Origin of the sequence: Salinirubellus litoreus (genome assembly GCF_037335815.1) — an archaeon.
In the GTDB taxonomy this organism is placed as follows: domain Archaea; phylum Halobacteriota; class Halobacteria; order Halobacteriales; family Haloarculaceae; genus Salinirubellus; species Salinirubellus litoreus.
This window is the reverse complement of the sequence record NZ_CP147841.1, coordinates 3,372,836-3,390,264: the sequence shown is the minus strand read 5'-3', so window position 1 is coordinate 3,390,264 and position 17,429 is coordinate 3,372,836. Positions and strand designations below refer to the sequence as shown.

Genomic DNA, 17,429 nt, shown 5'->3' with positions numbered 1-17,429 from the left:
CGTGTCCGTTCACCCTGCCGACCGCTCGGGACGACGATCCCCGTGTGGCGTCGCACTCGGTCGGCACGCACCCGCCCGAACGAGCGAGCCACCGGTGCCCGGGGGCCGTAGCTCACTGTCGCCGTCGCAGGTCCCCGGTCGTGTCGACGTCCTCGACGACTCCCGGGTCTCCGGTCTCGACGAGCGCCCCGTCGTCGCTCCCGAGCAGGACCGACCGGCCGCCCGTGTCGCCCTCCACTGCCAGCAGCGCGTCGAAGTGCGCGGCGTCGAACAGGACCGGGTTCCCGCGCCGCCCCCCGTAGGCGGCCGCGAGCGCCGTACCGAGCCCCGCGCGGTAGGCGTCCGCGAGCAGCGTCACGGTGGCCGGATCGACCGCCGGCATGTCTCCGGGGAGGAACAGCGCGGCGTCGGCCCCGGCGTCCCGTGCGGCCTCCACTCCCCTGGCGACGGACGTCGAGAGGCCCTCCTCGTAGTCCGGGTTCCGGACGATCCGGACGTCGAGGCCGTCCAGCGCCGACGCGACGGCCTCGGCCTCGTACCCGAGGACGGCGACGACGTCCGGGAGGCCGGCGTCGAAGAGGGTCCGTGTGGCGTGTCTCAGCAGCGACTCGCCGTCGAGTTCCGCGAGGAGCTTGTTCGCCTCGCCGAAGCGCGAACTCGTCCCGCCGGCGAGCAGGACGCCGACGACCCGCCGTTCCCCTTCGACCCCGGCGAGGGCCTCGCCCACCGCCTCGTGGTCGTAGCTCGGGAGCTCTCGCTCGTCGTCGGTCACTCCACCACCCCGTAGGGGATCACCGACACCTGCTCGCCCGCGTCGAACCCCTCCGCGGTGAGGACGAGACCGTCGGCGAGCGTGACGCGGGTGCTCGACGAGACGCGGCCGGGGGCGAACCGCTCGCCGTACAGCGACAGCGCGGAGTCGGCGTGTCCCAGTGGTGTCGCCCCTTCGCCGTCGAGCGTCACGGGGACCGCGAACTCCACGTTCTCGTCGGGGACGGTCAGGCGCGAGGCGGCGCGGGCATCGACCGTCGGGAGGCGGTGCTCGCCGACGAAGAACGACCGGCAGACGAGCGTCGCTGCCGCGTGCGCCGCGACCGGCTTGCCGGGGAGCGCGAGGATGGGCGTCCCGTCGACCGACGCGACCGTCACCGGGCGACCGGGCCGGAGCGTGACCCCACGGAACAGGACGTCGTGATCGAGGAGCGTACCGACGACGTGGTCGGCGCGGCCGACGCTGGTTCCCCCGGTGGTGACGACGGCGTCGTGCTCGGCGACCGCGGTCGCTATCGCCTCCCGGACGGTCGCCGCGTCGTCGGGGACCGGATCGGTGATCGTCGGATCGTGTCCCCACCGGCCGAGCAGGTTACAGAGCATCTCCGAGTCCCGGTCTGGCTGGCGACCCTCGTGGATCTCGGTCCCGGTGGCGACGACCCCGACCTCCAGCGGTCGACGCACCGTGACCGTCCCGATACCGACGTCCCTGAGCAGGACGGCGTGCCGCGGCGCGAGCGTCCGGCCCGCCTCGAACAGCCGCTCTCTCGCACCTGCGGTCGCCCCCGCCGGGTAGACGTTCGTTCCCGGGTCGAGCGAAGGTCCCGATAGCGTCCCGTCCTCGACGGTTGCGTCCTCGCGCATCAGCACTGCGTCGGCGTTCGCGGGCAGCGGTGCGCCCGTCGCCACCGCGACCACCTCCCCGCGACCGATCTCGGGGGGGGTCGTCCTCGGGGAACACCTCGCCGACGACCTCCAGGGGGGTACTCCGCGTCCGCCGCGACGGCGTACCCGTCCATCGTCGCGTGGTCGTGCCGGGGGACGTCCCCCGGCGAGGCGACCGGTTCGGCGAGGGTCCGCCCGGCTACCGCTGTGAGGTCGACCCGCTCGCTCGGACCGGCGCTCGCGCCCTCGCGAAGCCCGAGCAGTCGCTCGACGGCGACCGACCGGGCGACCGGCTCGTGGCCGTCCATGTCGGGGAGACGCTCGCCCCCGTCAATAGGCCTTGGCACTCTTTCCCCTCAGCTACCTCGACCACGACGGTAGCTCGATCCAGCAATATCGCGATCTTCCCTTCTCCGCTCCTGATGGTGCATCCATCTCAGCTTGGTGGGCTCCGTAGTGGCGTCCGAGCGGGGGGCGTCTCGACCGGACCTGATCCGGGTCGTAGTTTCTGTTCGCTGGAGAACCCGGTGGAGGTTTCTCTCTGTCAGTCGCTGAGAACGCTCTTTGGAAGGGACTGATTATCACTTCTTCCCTTCGAAACCCTGTAGCGTCCGCACCTCCGGAGCGAACACCGAGTCGCGCAAATCTGGGAACACACCGAGGCTCTACCGACACCGGCCTGAGGTTTGGAGGATCGGATGACCGAACGGCTACAACGCCGATCCTTCATCGAAGAGCGGTCGCATCTATCAAGGGGTAGCGTTCACCCACCTCTCAGCGTTTTGCCCATCGATTACATCGCCGACTGTCTGACACATACAATAATTATAGAAATTCTTTTAAAAAATTCCCTGAATAAAATATTTATCTATTTGACGAATTTTATGTGATGTATGCTAGCAGAGCGCACCCAGCCGTCCTATACGGCGTTTGGAACGCCCAATACCGATCCGTCGAGGAAGGTGTCGCTCGTAGATGTGGTTGCTGTCCCGAGTTCCGATCCCGGTGTAGCCGAGATGCTGCTTCCACGCAACAGTACGCTGACCGATTCGGTCGATACACTCCGGGCGCCCGGATGCAATTCGAGTAGAGGAAGCGAGGGGGGTGGTGCGAGTGACCTCCGTTGAGACGGGCAGTCAGGATCCGAAGCCCCAGGTCTCGGAGCGGATAGCTGCCAGTCGGGACGCAATGTCGGCAATCGCAGGATACGACCAAGATGCGGTGGACGAACTGGTTAGAGCAGTCGCGTGGGGAGTCCTCCGGGAGGACTGCTGTACGGATCTGACGGCGTGCTGTGCGCGCGAAACTGGGATCGGGACCCAACAGGGAACTCGCGAAAAGCTCCAGCGGCTCATCCGTAATGCCCTCGCTGAGACTCTTGGAGAGCCATCGGTCGGACGGATCGAAAATGATCGCCCTGGCGTGGTCGAAGTAATCAAGCCGGTCGGCGTCATCGGAGCCCTGATCCCATCAACGAATCCCGCTTCGACGGCGGCGTTCCTGTCGATGATGGCCCTGAAGGGCCGAAACAGTATAGTCCTCTCCCCGCCACCGATGGCCGTCGAAACCGCCGAGCGCACGGTTTCGTACGTCCGAGCGGAGCTGGCTCGGGTAGACGCGCCGCAGGACCTCGTCCAACTGCTTGATCGTCCGATCACCCGGGAGAAAGCGTACGAACTACTCGAGATGGCCGACTTCGCTCATGTCACGGGATCAATACGGAACGTCCGGGCCGGGGAGACGTCGGGGACGCCCAATTACTGCGTCGGAGCTGGCAACGCGACGGCCCTCGTCGATGAGACGGCCGACGTGGAAACCGCAGCGGCTGCGCTCGCGACCGGCGCCGCGTTCGACAACGGCGCGATATGTACGAGCGAGAGCAACCTTGTCGTCGACGAAAGGGTAAGGGACGGGGTGTTCGAAGGGCTCCGCGAACAGGGTGGATACGTCTGTTCGTACGACGAGTCCGCGGCCGTCGTGACCGCGCTGTTCGAGGACGGCCACCGGACCAAGGAACTCGTGGCCCAGTCGGCGACCGATATCGCCGACACTGCCGGAATCGACGCGGACAAAAGCACCGAATTCCTCGTTCTCCGTGGCGGAACCCACGTCGACCGACCGGCGTTCGCCCGCGAGAAGCTCGCACCGGTTCTCACAGTCTACGTCGGCCGCGGGTTCACGGACTTGGTCGCCCGTGCGAACCGGATCCTCGAAGTCGAGGGTGCTGGTCACTCCTGCGTGCTCCACACCGAACGTGACGATCGCATCGAACGGGTCGCCCGCGAGGTGGACGTCTGCCGTGCCGTCGTGAACCAGCCCGGTGGGCTCGGTCTCCCCGGCTACGGAAACGGGCTGGATACGACAGTGAGTCTCGGTGCCGGCGTGTGGGGTGGTAATCAGCTCGACGAGAACCTGACCTACCGCCACTTCCTCACGACGACCCGCGTCGCACGACCTGTCGACGAGGAACTGCCCGACGATGCGGAACTGTTCCACGAGTACCGGCAGTCACACCGCTCCTCGGAGAGCTAACGATGGTCCCGAGTAGTTGCCCCACGACTCGGCGCTGGTCGACCGCTCGAGTGAGCGAACGGAATCGCGGTCGACCGTGTTCGCACACTCGTATCCATGCTCGTCGACACAACGAGCACCTTCACGGCCTCTGGCCGGACAGACGACACCGAACGTGAGCCCTCACGTTCCGTCACCGAATCGCCCCGGTGGAACGAGGAGCGGAGCAACGGCCGATTGTACACCGAGAGACCCCCACGAATGCGCTCCAACGACTTCACCACGGACGGCGAAGAGATAGACTCCGTCAGCGACGACGAACGGCCGCAGTGCTGGGCCGACGGGCGCTTGGTCCAAAGGTACCTGCGTCTGAGCCGTGATCTCCGTCGACGGGGTTTCGACGAGCGGACGGTCCACCGGATGGGGCGTGTCGAGGAGGAACTTCGCGCCCGTGGCATCGATCCGGACGACATCGCCAGGACAGTAGAAGAAGAGTACAGCCAGTGACCAGTACGCTTCGCACAGTACTCCGCGCTCGAGTGGCGCCGTACATTGGTCAACCCCATCTACCGCTCGCGTCGAACTCGGGTCCGACCCCGGTCGCTCCGATACGGCCACAGAGCAGTGCTCGGAAGCGACTCGTCCGACTCGAGGGGAGCGCTTCTGTAATCCAGTACCATGGGTACACGATGTCGGTCCCGATGAGGCGATGAGTCCCGACCACTGGACACGCTCCCGGCTGAGTCGCCCCCTTCATCGCCGCTCGGCGATTAGGGGCGTTCTCGCTGACGCCTGGACCGTCTCCCGCATAATGGCGATCGAAACGATCACTGGGGAATAAATATCTCCACCTGGGGAAGTTTAATAGTTCTGGGATCGCCGTTAACTAACTGTGTCATGGTCGATTCAATCAATCTCGACACGGCGAAGGAACTGATCGATGCGGCCGAACGGAAGGCCGAGGAGATCGATAACCCGATGGTCATCACGGTCGCAAACAGCGAAGGAAACCTGATCGCCCAGCACCGGATGGACGACGCGTGGCTGGCGTCCGTCTCGATCTCCCGGAACAAGGCGTACACGGCGGCGGCGCTGGACATGCCGACCCACGAGCTGGCCGAACCGTCACAGCCCGGCAACTCCCTGTACGGGCTCCAGACCACCGACGACAGCCGGATCGTGATCTTCGGCGGCGGGTACCCGCTGATGGACGGGGGTGAGAACGTCATCGGTGCCTTCGGCGTCTCCGGCGGGGCCGTCGAGCAGGACATGGAGGTCGCCGAGGAAGGTGTCCAGCGGTGGGAGGAGCTCAGGGGGTGAGACGGATGTCGATGCAAGCCGTTGTCTACCAGGGTCCACACGAGGTCGCAATCGAGGACGTGGACGAACCGACGATCCAACACCCCAACGACGTCATCATCGACATCACGACGACGTGTATCTGTGGGTCGGACCTCCACATGTACGAGGGTCGGACGGCCGCAGAACCGGGGATCGTATTCGGCCACGAGAACATGGGTACCGTCTCGGAGGTCGGCGACGCGGTGTCGACCCTGGAGGAGGGTGACCGGGTCGTGGCACCGTTCAACGTCGCCTGCGGGTTCTGCCGGAACTGCGAGAACGGCTACACCGGGTTCTGCACGAACGTCAACCCCGGGTTCGCCGGGGGAGCCTACGGGTACGTCGCCATGGGTCCGTACAAGGGCGGTCAGGCCGAGAGGCTCCGCATCCCGTACGCCGATTTCAACGCTCTGAAGCTCCCACCGGGCGACGAGCACGAGGACGCATTCGCACTGCTGGCGGACATCTTCCCGACGGGCTGGCATGGGACGGAGCTAGCCAACCTCCAGCCGGGGGAGTCCGTCGCGGTCTACGGGGCGGGGCCGGTCGGGCTGATGGCCGCCTACAGCGCCAAGGTCAAGGGTGCCTCGGAGATTTACGTCGTCGATCGAGTTCCCAGTCGGCTCGAACTCGCCGAGGAGCACTGCGACGCCCACGTGATCAACTTCGAGGAGGCAGATCCCGTCGAGCAGATCAAGGACGAACACGGCAGCGGCGTCGACAAAGGCGTCGATGCGGTCGGATATCAGGCCGTCGACCCGGCCAAGGAGGCCGACGACGCCTACGACCCGGCCCGAGAGAACCCCGCGATCGTGCTGAACAACCTCATACGGACGGTCCGACCGACCGGCGAACTCGGCATCCCCGGGCTATACGTCCCCGAGGATCCCGGAGCCCCCGACGAGATGGCCGCACAGGGCCGGCTCGGCATCGACTTCGGGCTGCTGTTCGAGAAGGGACAGCGGCTCGGCACCGGCCAGTGTAACGTCAAAGAGTACAACCGCCAGCTACGTGATCTCATCAGCGAGGGGAGGGCCGACCCGAGCTGGGTCGTCTCCCATCGAGTCGACCTCGAGGCGGCTCCGGAGATGTACGAACGGTTCGATAATCGTGAGGAGGGCGTCATCAAGGTCCTTCTGGAGCCCTGAGGGTACGACGACCAGGACCGGGCACCCGAAGGATTATTTCCCTCCGTCGATACTCGACCCTATGTGTCAGTACTGTAACTACAATTTCCACGACGGCTGGACGACGCTTCTGGAGTACGACGACGTCTACGGCGAGGTCATCGTCGACGAGAGCGAGTCGACTTACGGCTTCCACGAGTCGTGGGAGGAGCTCCGCGAGGAGGTCCTCTAACCCTCCCGCGGGAACGGATCGTTCGCCGGTGACCGATCCGCAGTACGCTCGACGTCGGTCGCCAGGCAGTCATCGAGTTCCGTCGCCAGCCTATCGGCGTCGAAATCCCGGCCGATGAACACGAGCCGAGTGGTCGGACGGTCCCCGCCCCACTCGCCGATCGGCCCGGCCCGGATCGACGGCCCGGCCTGACTGATCCCGAGCACGGTTCCCGGACGACTCGTTACCCAGGCGAACCCCTTCGCTCGGATGATGCCCTCGTTCCAGTCGTCGAGCCAGGCGTCGAGTCTGTCGGGGTCGAACGGCCGGTCGCGCTCGTAGACGACCGACTCGACGCCGTGACGCTCCGCCGCCGAGGCCTCCCCCGAGCCGTGATCGTGACCCCGGTCGGCGTCCGCTTCGCCGCTCCCTGCGAGCTCGCGCTTCCATCCCGGCGCGCGCCGGGCGGCCTCGAAGTCGAACCGGCCGGTCCCGAGGACCACCCCCGGATCGACCTCGGAGTAGGTCGTCCGGTGGAGTAGTGCCCGCGGCTGGAGTTCTCGAACCGCCCGCTCGACGGTATCGAGCGCCTCCCCGGGGACCATGTCACACTTGTTCAGGAGGAGTACGTCGCAGAACTCGATCTGGTCGACCATGATCTCGGTCAGCGGTCGATCCGGATCCGGTGCGGTATCGGGCAGGCCCGCTTCCGGGTCGAACGCCTTCCAGAATCCGTAGGCGTCGACGACCGTGACGAGCGTGTCGAGGCGGTATCGGGCGGCTCGTCCGTCGGCCTCGTCTCTCCCCGTCAGTGCCCGCGCGATCGGTAGCGGCTCGGAGATGCCCGACGCTTCCACCACGAGGTAATCGAACTCCCGTATCCGGGAGAGGCGTGTCACCTGCTGGACGAGGTCGCCCTGGAGCCGACAACAGATGCAGCCGTTCGAGAGGTCGACTATCCCGTCGTCGTCCGCCTCGAGCAGTTCGGCATCGACGTTGACCTCACCCATGTCGTTGACCACGACCGCGATCCGGTGGCCGGCCGGATCCGCGAGCAGGTGATTGACGAGCGTCGTCTTCCCGGCCCCGAGTGGCCCGGTGAGAACCGTGATCGGGATCGTCGTGGCGGTGTCGGGGTGATCAGTCATGTGATCTCGAACGGGATGGATGACCGCGAACGTGTCCATCGTCGCGTGGTCATTCTCGGGGACGTCTCTAGCGCGTCGACCCGCTCGCTCGGGCCGGCGCTCGCGCCCTCGCGGAGCCCGAGCAGTCGCTCGACGGCGACCGACCGGGCGACCGGCTCGTGGCCGTCCATGCCGGGGAGACGCTCGCCCCCGTCAATATATCTTGTTACCCGGTTCGCGCGAGCGGCTTACTGGATGGTTCGAGTTAACCCTTCGTGGTTACTCTCCGGCCGGAGCTCCCTCTATTGCAAAGTATTATTCTTACGGAGTCAGTGGGTGCCGTGGAGGAGACTGGCATACGCCAGACCGATACCATGGAATTCAGTGGGACGTTCGAACTCGAGGATACGACGGTCGACGAGGTGTGGCTCGCGCTCTCGGATCCGGTGCTGATCGAGGAGTCGTTGCCGGGGTGCCAGTTCCTGGTTCAGGTCGCGGACACCGACCCCGACTTCGACGAACTGCGCGAGGAGACGGCCGACAGGGAGGTCGAACTGACGGGCGACCCGGAGGTGATCGCCGAGCGGGCGTTCGAGGAGGGCGACCACTACGCCGCGCTGATGCAGATCAGCGTCGGCCCGGTGAACCCCACCTTCGAGACGATCGTGACCATCGACCACCGGGAGTACCCGGAGATGTCGGCCTCCGGCGAGGGCTCCTCGGGGGACAGCTCCTTCGAGATGTCCTCGGGGATGGTCCTCTCCGAGACCGGGGACGGCGTCGCGGTCGAGTGGGAGACCGAGGCCGACGTGTTCGGGAAGGTCGCCCAGATGGGCCAGCGCGTCGTCAACCCGGTGGCCAACCGGGTCGTAAAGCGGTTCTTCTCCTCGGTCCAGGAGCGGCTCCACGAACTCGCCCTCGTGGACGTCGAGGGGCGGGAGGCGTCCGAGGTGGGGTCCGACGACGGCGGACGGGGCCTCGTCGACCGGGTGCTCGGTCGGGGCAAGAGTGACGGTGAATAAGCATGACGGAACACGACATCACGCTCACGGTCAACGGTACGGAACACGACCTCACGGTTGCGTCGCGGACCCTCCTGGTCCACGCCCTCCGTGACGAACTGGGGTACACGGGTGCGAACGTCGGCTGCGAGACCAGCACCTGCGGGACCTGTACGGTCCACGTCGACGGGGAGGCGGTCAAGTCGTGTACCCTCCTGGCGGCCCAGGTCGACGGCGAGGAGATCGACACCGTCGAGGGGCTCGCCGAGGACGGCGAGTTCCACCCGATCCAGACGGGGTTCCAGCAGGAGCACGGCCTCCAGTGTGGCTACTGCACCCCCGGGATGATGATGACGGCGACGGACCTCCTCGCGGAGAACCCCGACCCCTCCCGCGAGGAGATCCGCCACGGCCTGGAGGGCAACCTCTGTCGGTGTACCGGTTACCAGAACATCGTCAACGCGGTCGAGAACGCCGCCGAGGCGATGGGCAGCGGTGCCGTGACCGACGGTGGTCGGCGGACCGGGAACGTCCCGGGTTCGGGCTGTGAGACCGGCTCCGGCGAAGTGCGCTGGCCCGACGGAGGGCGCGAGGACTGATGTATCCCGACGAGTTCGACTACCACAGGGCGGAGACGGTCGAGGAGGCGATCGACCTGCTCGAGGAGTACGCGATGGAGGAGACGGAACTGCTCGCGGGCGGGCACAGCCTGATCCCGGCGATGAAGACCGGGCTCTCGAGCCCGGACGTCCTCATCGACATCAGCGGGATCGAGGCGCTCCAGGGGGTCTCGGTCGAGGACGACACGCTCGTCGTCGGTGCGATGACGACATACAGCGACTTCCTCGGCGCCGATGCGTCCCACGAGCACGCCCCCGCGCTGGCGGCGGCGGTCGAGCAGGTCGGCGACCGCCAGGTCCGCAACAGGGGGACGGTCGGCGGCAACCTCGCTCACGCCGACCCGGCGTCGGATCTCCCCGGGACCGCGATGGCCTCGGACGTCACGCTGATCGTCCAGGGCCCGGACGGCGAGCGGGAGATACCCGCCGAGGAGTTTTACTTCGGGATGTACGCGACCGACCTTGGCCCGAGCGAGCTACTCACCCGCGTCGAGGTACCCTCGGCGGCCGGTGCCGTCGGGACGTACGCGAAGAAGGCGAGCCCCTCCTCGGGGTACGCGATGGTCGGCGTCGCCGCGCTACTGGAGGTCGACGATGGGACCGTCACGTCGGCTCGCGTGGGCGCGAACGGCGTGATGGACAGCGGGGTCCGGCTCGGGCCGGTCGAGGACGCGCTCGCGGGCGAGTCCCTCGACGAGGAGACGATCGCGGCCGCCGCCGAGCGGGCGGGCGAGGACCTCGACGAAGCGATGATGATGGACGACCTCCAGGCGTCCGGCGAGTTCCGTGGACGGCTCCTGGAGGTGTACACGGAGCGGGCGCTGAGCGAGGCGATGGACCGCCTCTCGGCACCCGCGGCGGCCGACTGATACGGACGGCCGTAACGATCTACCGGTGAGCGCGGGTCCCGCCCGGACGCTCACCGGTGAAAGACTACGAGAGGGCCCGCCCGAGCGCGGGCGAGGCGACGAGGTGACACACCCCGGTCCCGGGGGCGCGGGGCATCCGCCGCCGCGGGCCGGGGGTCACCGCGCGTGCCGGGACGCCCGCGGGAGTCTCCTCACGCGGAGTCCCTCGCCCGCGCCGCTAGCGCCCGCCGGTCGGGACCCGGTCGCCGTCCGGTGAGCAGTAGAGGCGACGACCGTAAGACCGACGAGACCGACCCATACACCAACGAGCATGACCGACGGACCGACGACGGCGTTCGGCGACGTGACCGAGACGGACGTGCGAACCGCCTTCGAGGCGGCGGACTACGTCGCCGAGGACGAGATCGTCACGACGACCCTGCTGGCGCTGCGGCTGGGCAAGCCGCTGCTGGTCGAGGGCGACCCCGGCGCGGGCAAGACCGAACTGGCGAAGGTTCTCGCTTCGGGCTTCGGCTCGGAGCTGATACGGCTCCAGTGCTACGAGGGGCTCACGGCCGAGCACGCCCTCTACGAGTGGAACTACACGAAACAGCTCCTGACGGTCCAGACCGGCGACGATCCCGACACCTCGGTGTTCGACGAGGAGTACCTGCTGGAGCGTCCCCTGCTGCGCGCGCTGCGCGCCGGCGACGAGCGGCCGCCGGTCCTGCTCGTCGACGAGATCGACCGCGCGGACGACGAGTTCGAGGCCCTCCTGCTCGAAGTGCTCTCGGACTTTCAGGTGTCGGTGCCCGAACTGGGAACCATCCGGGCCGAGCGACCGCCGGTAGTGGTGGTCACCTCGAACCGGACCCGCGCGCTGAGCGACGCGCTCAAGCGGCGCTGTCTCTACCTCCACGTCGCCCCGCCGAGCTTCGAGAAGGAGACGGCGATCCTCCGGCGGAAGGTCCCCGACCTCGACGGTGTGGTCGCCGCGGAGCTGAGCGCGATGGCCGCGCGGCTCCGCGAGGAACCCCTCCGGAAGCCGCCGGGTGCGGCCGAGACCATCGACTGGGCGCGGGCGGTCGCCGCGCTCCGCGAGAACGGAAACGCCGACGGGCGGCTCTCGACCGAGACGATCCGGAACACGCTCGGCTGCCTGCTGAAGGAGGTCGAGGACGTCGAGCGGGTCGACGGCGACCTCCTCGACGATCTCCTCGAGGCCGCCGAGCGGGCGAGAGCGGGGGGTGAGTCGTGACCGACCGGACGGACCGGACCGGTCGCGCGGACGTGGACGCGGCCGTCGACGACCGCGTCCGGGAGGAGCTCGTCCGGTTCGTCCGTGCGCTCCGCCGGGCGGGGGCGTCGGTGCCGGCCAACGCCGCCACGACCGCCGCCCGGGCGCTCGCGGAGGTGGGTCTCGACGAGCGCGACCGCGCCCGGACGGCGCTCCGGGCGAGCCTCCTCAGCGACCGCGAGGACTTCGAGGCGTTCGACCGGCTGTTCGAGACGTTCTGGCGGCGGCTGACGGCCGGACTCGACGCCGGGGGGTCGGGATCGGACGGGGACGAGATGGACGGCGACCTCGCACCGCTCGGCGCGGCGGTCGACGGGGACACCGACGATCGGACCGACGGGGACCGCGGGGACGACGAGGGGTCGCCGGCCGGGTCGTTCTCGGCGGGGCCGGTCGGGGGGGACGCGGACGCCGACGCCGAGGGAACGACGACAGCGATGTACAGCCCCTCGGGGCGCGCGAGCCCGATCGAGAGCGGGCCGCTGTCCGACGGCGACGGCCTCGGCCCGGCGTTCGGCGACCTGACCCGGTCGCTCGCCGGACTGCAGGGCCGCCGATTCGGACGGGGCACCGACCGCGCCGACGTCCGCCGCGCGCTGCGAGCGAGCGTCAGCACGGGCGGGACCGTCCTCTCGGTCCCGCGGCGCGAGCGCCGGCGGACGGCCGTCCGCGCGCTCGTGCTGGTCGACGTCAGCCAGTCGGTCCTCGACGTCGTCGACCGGGGGTTCCTGATCGACTTCCTCCGGCGGGCGCGCCGGGACTGGCGGCAGGCGCGGGTGTTCCTCTTCGACGAGGACGTCCGGGAGGTCTCCCGACAGTTCGACGCGCCGTCGACCTCGTCGGCGATGGCGGCGCTCGAAGCCGCCGAGACCGCCTGGGGCGGCGGGACGCGGATCGGCGGCTCCATCGAGGGCCTCCACGAGTCCGATCCCGACGCCGTCGACCGACGGACCGTCGTGTTCGTCGTCAGCGACGGGCTGGAGATGGGCGACGTGGACACGCTCGAACGCGAACTCTCGTGGCTCTCGCGTCGAGCGAAGCGGGTCTTCTGGCTGAACCCGCTGGCCGCGAGCGGGCGGTACGAACCGACCGCGCGGGGGATGGCCGCCGCCCTCCCCTACGTCGACGGCCTGTTCGCCTTCGCCCGCCCGGCCGACGTCACCGAGATGGCGCGACAGCTCCGCCGGCAGGGGCCGGGGGGACGGATCGGTTATGAGTTCGACCCGCGCACGACGCACCGAGAGACGACCGCCCGAACGGAGAACGACGCATGAGTCAGAGCGAATGGAGCATCCCCGAGACGGACGTGTTCGACCGCATACGAACGACACTCGAGACGGGCTCGGAGGCGGTCCTCGCCACGGTGACCGCGGTCGAGGGCAGCGCCTACCGACGCCCCGGCGCGAAGATGCTGCTCGACCCCGACGGTGGCGGGGCCGGCAGCATCACCGCCGGCTGCCTGGAGGACGAGGTACGCGCGCTGGCCGCCGACGTGCTCGACGCAGGTGAGCCCCGCGTCGAGACGTGGGATCTCACCGGCGACGACGACGTCTGGGGGCTCGGCGTCGGCTGTAACGGCGTCATCACCGTCCTGCTCGAACCGCTCGGCGAGTCGTACCGACCGGTGGTCGAGGCCCGGCTGGCCGGCGACCCGATCGGGGTCGCCACGGTCGTCGGCGCGGACGGGAGCGACGTCGCGCTCGGCGACCGCGCGTACTACCGCCCCGGCGAGGGGTTCGAGGGCGGTGATCTCCCCGAAGCCCTCCTCTCCGGACTCTCGGAGCCGACCGAGACGCTGGTGGCCGACGGGAAGGGGGAGACGCTGAGCGTCGAGACCGACGGGGCGAGTATCGAGGTGTTCGTCGAGGGCGTGCGCCCGTCCCCGGAGCTGGTGGTGTTCGGCTCCGGGCACGACGTGGGACCGGTCGTCGAACTCGCGAAACTCGTCGACTTCCGCGTCACGGTGGTCCCGTTCCGGGGGGGCCACGCCGACTCCGGGCGATTCCCCGGCGCGGACGAGGTGGTCTCGACCTCCCCGCGGGACGTGGGCGACCTCCGCGAGTGGGACGAGGACACCTACGCGGTGATCATGAGCCACAACTTCCTCGACGACCGCATCGCGCTGGAGGCGCTCCTGGAGACGCCGGTGCCGTACATCGGGCTGATGGGCCCGAAGAAACGCTTCGAGGAGATGACCGATGACTTCGCCGAGGAGGGTCGGACCTTCTCCGAGGAGGAGATGGAGCGGATCTACACACCGATCGGGCTGAGCCTCGGCGGCGACACGCCCTACCAGATCGCCTACAGCATCGTGGGCGAACTACTCGCAGTGGCGCACGACCGGACGCCGGAACACCTCTCGCGGCGCGAGGGCCCGATCCACGACCGCGTGGATCTCACGAACGACTGATCGAGAGGGGAGGCTACTTGCCGGGTCCGCGTCTCGAACCGCTCGATGGAGACGACACGTCACTTCGTCGCGACGGTCTACGTCGTCGCCGACGGCGCGACCTGCCTCCACGAGCACGACCGTCTCGGGATGTGGCTCCCGCCGGGGGGCCACCTCGACCGCGACGAACTCCCCCACGAGGCGGCGTTCCGCGAGTGCCGCGAGGAGACCGGACTGGACGTCGAACTCGTCGCGCCCCGTGGCGACCTGGAGAGCGAAACCGTCCGCTCGATAGCGGAACCGCAGCACTTCCTCCTGGAGGACATCGACGTCCACCCCGACGGTCGCGTGAGCCACCAGCACGTCGACTTCGTCTTCTACGGCCGGGCCGGGGGCCGGGAGATCGACCCCGACGGGGACGACGAGGCCGACCCCGACGAGTGGGAGTGGTTCACGCCCGAGGAACTGCACGAGCGGGCCGACGACCTGCCGGCGGACGTGGTCGAGGCCGGAACGCGGGCCATCGAGATGGTCTCGAAGGAGACCGGTAGGGAGTAACGGAGCGCACGGGGCGTTCTATCCGACGATCCTGCCGCCGACCACCCGGATCTCCACGCACGAGGACCACCGACACATCACTTCGGCCTTTCCCGAAAGGAACTGCACGTCCGCCACAGAGGGTTCACAGGAGGTCGACGTCGATGGTGTCGGTGATGCCGTCGACGTCGAAGTCCGAGTCGGCCACGACGAGCGGCTCGTCGAGTCCCCTCGCAACCCCGGCGATGTACGCGTCCCGAGCCGAGAGCGGCTCCCCCCGACGGTGGAGTTCGTCCTGCAGTTCGGCCGCCGATCGCGCCAGTTCGGCGGTCTCGTCGATCACCGTGAGCCACTCGAGCGCTCCGTCGACGGCGTCGAAATCCGCGGATCCCGATCCGAACACCTCCCCCTGATACACTTCGAACATCACGAGCGGTGGGGCAATCGCTCGTTCATCGAGATGTGTCCGAACGTAGTCCACGGCGCGCTCCTCGCCGTCGAGGTAGTTGATCAGGACGCTGCTGTCGTAGACCGTCACCGCGAGCCGACGCCTCGCTTCATCTCGTCGCGTTTCTCCCGGGCTCTCTCGGCCGCGTCGGTCCCCTCCCAGAGTCCGGCTCCCGCTTCGGCGCTCTCGCGCCGTACCCGGATCAGGCGCGAGAGGAGTTCGTCGAACGTCTCGTCCTCCCCCTTGAGTGCCGCGAGTGCAGCGTGCGTGTCGTCTTCGACCCGGATGCTCTTGCTCATACAGTCGCGTATACGAGGCCGTATACAAATCCGTTTCCCGGCCCCGCCGCTCGAACGGGCGTATTGTGCCAGTCCTGGTCTCCAGTGCGCGGACCCGTCGTCGCTTCGGAACTCGACTCCTCCGACCGTCCTGCCGGTCATTTATCGATGCACATCGAACGTACGTGTATCGTACGTCGCCCTACAGTAGCGATTCGACGTAGCGGTCGACGTGCCGGTCCATCCGCCGCTTGAACCCTGCCCGTCGCGCGAGACGGTCGAGTTCGCGGGAGACGAGGCTCCCGTACTGGACAGCCTTCTTCTCGCGCGTGGCGACCGACTCGGGGAGCCAGTCGCGCGCGACGCGCCGGAGCGCGACCTTCCGCTCCTCGCCGTCGACGAGCAGGTCGCCGGGGAGCGAGAGCGCGGCGGCGACCATCCGGTCGTCGAGCATCGGCGCGACGGGTTCGACCCCCGCCGCCCGTAGCGTGAGGACGTCCCGCTCCAGCCCCTCGGGGAGTGCGCGGACCGTCTCGGTTCGGGCCCCGCGTACCGTATCGGCCTCGACACGGCGGTCGTCCGGCGCGCGGGCGACCTTCTGGTAGCCCCCGAACAGCTCGTCCGCGCCCTGTCCGACCGCCAGGCGGTCGAACCCGTCGGCGGCGACGCGCTCGGCGACGAGGTAGAGCGGGAGGGCGATGCTCACGTCCATCGCGTTCGTCCGCCCCGTCGCCCGGGCGATCGCGGGAACCGCCCGCTCGATCTCCTCGTGGGTGAGTTCCACGACCCCGAGATCGAGGTGCATCTCGTCGGCGGCTGCTCGGGCCGTCTCGACGTCGTGGCTGTCGGGGAAGCCGGCGACGTAGCAGGGACCGCCGATCCCGGTGGCGACGAGCGCCGAGTCGACGCCGCCGGAGAACGCGACGGCCGTCTCGCCGGGCTCCTCGCGGGCCGTCGCCAGTGCCGCTTCGATCGCGTCAGCGACGGCGGCGACGGCCCACTCGTGGTCTCCCTCGGGTGGAGCGTCGGGGAGTGACCAAACCCGTTCCTCGATCACCTCGCCGTCGACACGTCCTCTCGCGTGACCCGCGGGGACCGAAACGGGCTCCGCGAGCTCCGTCCGGTCGAACGCCCACCCGGAGCCGTCGTGCTCGACGAACAGGGGGTACCGCCCGAGGACGTCCCGGAGGAGGACCGGACCCTCGGGCCCGGTGAGCGCGGCGGCGAAGCCGCGACGAGGTGAGCCGCGACGTCCGGGGAGCGGATCGCGGTCCGCGGCCGCCCCCGCGACCCCCTCGACGGGTCCCCCGTGGACGGCCGGCGGTTCGCCGGACGAGGCGTCCGCGTGGGGCATCTACAGGCTCCGGATGCCGTTGACGATCCGCCGGCCGACGCCGCCGCCGAACTGCCGGAGGCTGATCCGCCAGGGCGTCCGCTTGCCGATCACGGTGGTCCGCCCCGCCGAGATCGCCCGGAGGATGGCCTCGGCACTCCGCTCGTCGGCGTCGACCTCCGTGACTGCCTGGCCGACCATCTCGGAGATGTGAGCGTCGCTCCCGGCCGTCATCGGGAGGCCGTTGCGCTCGGCGAACTGCTCGGCCCACCGGTTCGCGAGCCCCGTGAGCAGTCGGGAGTTGTACACCTCGATGGCGTCGACGTCGGCGAGTTCCCGCCTCGAGATCTGCGCGGCGACACCGTGGCGCGAGCGCTGGAACGGGTGGGGGATGACGGCGATACCGTCCTGCTTACGGATGCGTGCGACGGTCTCGGTGAACGGGAGTCCCGGCTGGATCCGCTCGGTGACACCGATCCCGAGGACGTGACCGGCGGCGCTCGTCACCTCCATCCCGGGGATACCCACGAGGCCGTAGTCGGGCGCGAGCTCCGCCGCCGAGAGCGAGGCGTCTATCTCGTCGTGGTCGGTGACGGCGATGGCGTCGAGACCCACCGCCGCCGCCTGCTCTAGGAGCATATCGACCGGGTCGCGCCCGTCGTAGGAGAGCGACGAGTGGCAGTGGAGCTCGACCGAGAGCACACG

General features: G+C 68.6%; 20 protein-coding genes and 1 pseudogene. 12 read left to right on the top strand and 9 right to left on the bottom strand.

Annotated elements, in window-relative coordinates:
- Positions 1 to 112 precede the first annotated feature (112 nt).
- The 3 genes and pseudogenes from WDJ58_RS16875 to WDJ58_RS16865 all read right to left on the bottom strand — a co-directional run.
- Positions 113 to 772, bottom strand: a complete 660-nt coding sequence (locus tag WDJ58_RS16875) for a nucleotidyltransferase family protein (RefSeq protein ID WP_338914456.1) — start codon at positions 770 to 772, stop codon at positions 113 to 115.
- On the bottom strand, positions 769 to 1,374 hold the full coding sequence (locus tag WDJ58_RS16870; protein ID WP_338917871.1) for a molybdopterin-binding protein: 606 nt from the start codon (positions 1,372 to 1,374) through the stop codon (positions 769 to 771). The genes WDJ58_RS16875 and WDJ58_RS16870 overlap by 4 nt, the downstream gene beginning before the upstream one ends.
- Before the next feature lie 156 nt (positions 1,375 to 1,530).
- Positions 1,531 to 1,964, bottom strand: a pseudogene (locus WDJ58_RS16865) (molybdopterin molybdenumtransferase MoeA); the annotation flags it as partial.
- Positions 1,965 to 2,769: 805 nt separating this feature from the next.
- Here WDJ58_RS16865 and WDJ58_RS16860 point away from each other — a divergent pair.
- The 5 genes from WDJ58_RS16860 (at position 2,770) to WDJ58_RS16840 (ending at position 6,867) form a co-directional block, all read left to right on the top strand.
- The gene (locus WDJ58_RS16860) at positions 2,770 to 4,188 is read left to right on the top strand and encodes an aldehyde dehydrogenase family protein (RefSeq protein ID WP_338914455.1); all 1,419 of its coding nucleotides are present in this window, start codon (positions 2,770 to 2,772) and stop codon (positions 4,186 to 4,188) included.
- Positions 4,189 to 4,284: 96 nt separating this feature from the next.
- Positions 4,285 to 4,674 carry a hypothetical protein gene (locus WDJ58_RS16855; protein ID WP_338914454.1) on the top strand — a complete coding sequence of 130 codons (390 nt, stop codon included), beginning with the start codon at positions 4,285 to 4,287 and terminating at the stop codon, positions 4,672 to 4,674.
- Between the two features lie 390 nt (positions 4,675 to 5,064).
- Entirely contained in the window at positions 5,065 to 5,487 is a 423-nt protein-coding gene (locus WDJ58_RS16850; RefSeq protein ID WP_338914453.1) for a GlcG/HbpS family heme-binding protein, read from the top strand.
- A gap of 11 nt (positions 5,488 to 5,498) precedes the next feature.
- Positions 5,499 to 6,656 (top strand): glutathione-independent formaldehyde dehydrogenase, encoded by a 1,158-nt coding sequence (locus WDJ58_RS16845; RefSeq protein WP_338917870.1) that lies wholly within the window; start codon positions 5,499 to 5,501, stop codon positions 6,654 to 6,656.
- A 61-nt stretch (positions 6,657 to 6,717) separates the two neighbouring features.
- Positions 6,718 to 6,867 (top strand): hypothetical protein, encoded by a 150-nt coding sequence (locus WDJ58_RS16840; protein WP_338914452.1) that lies wholly within the window; start codon positions 6,718 to 6,720, stop codon positions 6,865 to 6,867.
- Here the strand turns inward: WDJ58_RS16840 and WDJ58_RS16835 are convergent.
- Both WDJ58_RS16835 and WDJ58_RS16830 read right to left on the bottom strand, forming a co-directional pair.
- Positions 6,864 to 7,994: a CobW family GTP-binding protein gene (locus tag WDJ58_RS16835; protein ID WP_338914451.1), complete on the bottom strand. Its 1,131-nt coding sequence runs from the start codon at positions 7,992 to 7,994 to the stop codon at positions 6,864 to 6,866. The two genes, WDJ58_RS16840 and WDJ58_RS16835, sit on opposite strands and share 4 nt — an antisense overlap.
- Positions 7,991 to 8,164 (bottom strand): hypothetical protein, encoded by a 174-nt coding sequence (locus tag WDJ58_RS16830; RefSeq protein WP_338914450.1) that lies wholly within the window; start codon positions 8,162 to 8,164, stop codon positions 7,991 to 7,993. The genes WDJ58_RS16835 and WDJ58_RS16830 overlap by 4 nt, the downstream gene beginning before the upstream one ends.
- Positions 8,165 to 8,347: 183 nt before the next feature.
- On the opposite strand from WDJ58_RS16830, the gene WDJ58_RS16825 reads away from it, so the two are divergent.
- From WDJ58_RS16825 to WDJ58_RS16795, 7 genes are all read left to right on the top strand, one after another.
- Positions 8,348 to 8,995, top strand: coding sequence for a CoxG family protein (locus tag WDJ58_RS16825; RefSeq protein WP_338914449.1), 648 nt, complete (start codon positions 8,348 to 8,350; stop codon positions 8,993 to 8,995).
- A 2-nt stretch (positions 8,996 to 8,997) separates the two neighbouring features.
- Complete coding sequence (locus tag WDJ58_RS16820; RefSeq protein ID WP_338914448.1) at positions 8,998 to 9,573, top strand: (2Fe-2S)-binding protein; 576 nt, start codon at positions 8,998 to 9,000, stop codon at positions 9,571 to 9,573.
- Complete coding sequence (locus WDJ58_RS16815) at positions 9,573 to 10,463, top strand: FAD binding domain-containing protein (RefSeq protein WP_338914447.1); 891 nt, start codon at positions 9,573 to 9,575, stop codon at positions 10,461 to 10,463. Before WDJ58_RS16820 ends, WDJ58_RS16815 begins: the two co-directional genes overlap by 1 nt.
- Before the next feature lie 310 nt (positions 10,464 to 10,773).
- Positions 10,774 to 11,700 (top strand): AAA family ATPase, encoded by a 927-nt coding sequence (locus tag WDJ58_RS16810; RefSeq protein ID WP_338914446.1) that lies wholly within the window; start codon positions 10,774 to 10,776, stop codon positions 11,698 to 11,700.
- Positions 11,697 to 13,013 carry a VWA domain-containing protein gene (locus WDJ58_RS16805; RefSeq protein WP_338914445.1) on the top strand — a complete coding sequence of 439 codons (1,317 nt, stop codon included), beginning with the start codon at positions 11,697 to 11,699 and terminating at the stop codon, positions 13,011 to 13,013. The genes WDJ58_RS16810 and WDJ58_RS16805 overlap by 4 nt, the downstream gene beginning before the upstream one ends.
- Positions 13,010 to 14,149: an XdhC family protein gene (locus WDJ58_RS16800; protein ID WP_338914444.1), complete on the top strand. Its 1,140-nt coding sequence runs from the start codon at positions 13,010 to 13,012 to the stop codon at positions 14,147 to 14,149. Before WDJ58_RS16805 ends, WDJ58_RS16800 begins: the two co-directional genes overlap by 4 nt.
- Positions 14,150 to 14,194: 45 nt before the next feature.
- On the top strand, positions 14,195 to 14,686 hold the full coding sequence (locus tag WDJ58_RS16795; protein WP_338914443.1) for an NUDIX hydrolase: 492 nt from the start codon (positions 14,195 to 14,197) through the stop codon (positions 14,684 to 14,686).
- Positions 14,687 to 14,810: 124 nt separating this feature from the next.
- Here WDJ58_RS16795 and WDJ58_RS16790 read toward each other — a convergent pair whose 3' ends face one another.
- The 4 genes from WDJ58_RS16790 to WDJ58_RS16775 form a co-directional block, all read right to left on the bottom strand.
- Positions 14,811 to 15,203: a PIN domain-containing protein gene (locus WDJ58_RS16790; protein WP_338914442.1), complete on the bottom strand. Its 393-nt coding sequence runs from the start codon at positions 15,201 to 15,203 to the stop codon at positions 14,811 to 14,813.
- Positions 15,200 to 15,412 carry a DUF7557 family protein gene (locus WDJ58_RS16785; protein ID WP_338914441.1) on the bottom strand — a complete coding sequence of 71 codons (213 nt, stop codon included), beginning with the start codon at positions 15,410 to 15,412 and terminating at the stop codon, positions 15,200 to 15,202. The genes WDJ58_RS16790 and WDJ58_RS16785 overlap by 4 nt, the downstream gene beginning before the upstream one ends.
- Before the next feature lie 181 nt (positions 15,413 to 15,593).
- The gene (locus tag WDJ58_RS16780) at positions 15,594 to 16,745 is read right to left on the bottom strand and encodes an asparagine synthase C-terminal domain-containing protein (RefSeq protein WP_338914440.1); all 1,152 of its coding nucleotides are present in this window, start codon (positions 16,743 to 16,745) and stop codon (positions 15,594 to 15,596) included.
- Positions 16,746 to 17,426, bottom strand: a complete 681-nt coding sequence (locus tag WDJ58_RS16775; protein WP_338914439.1) for a PHP domain-containing protein — start codon at positions 17,424 to 17,426, stop codon at positions 16,746 to 16,748. It abuts the gene before it with no gap.
- Between the last annotated feature and the right edge of the window lie 3 nt (positions 17,427 to 17,429).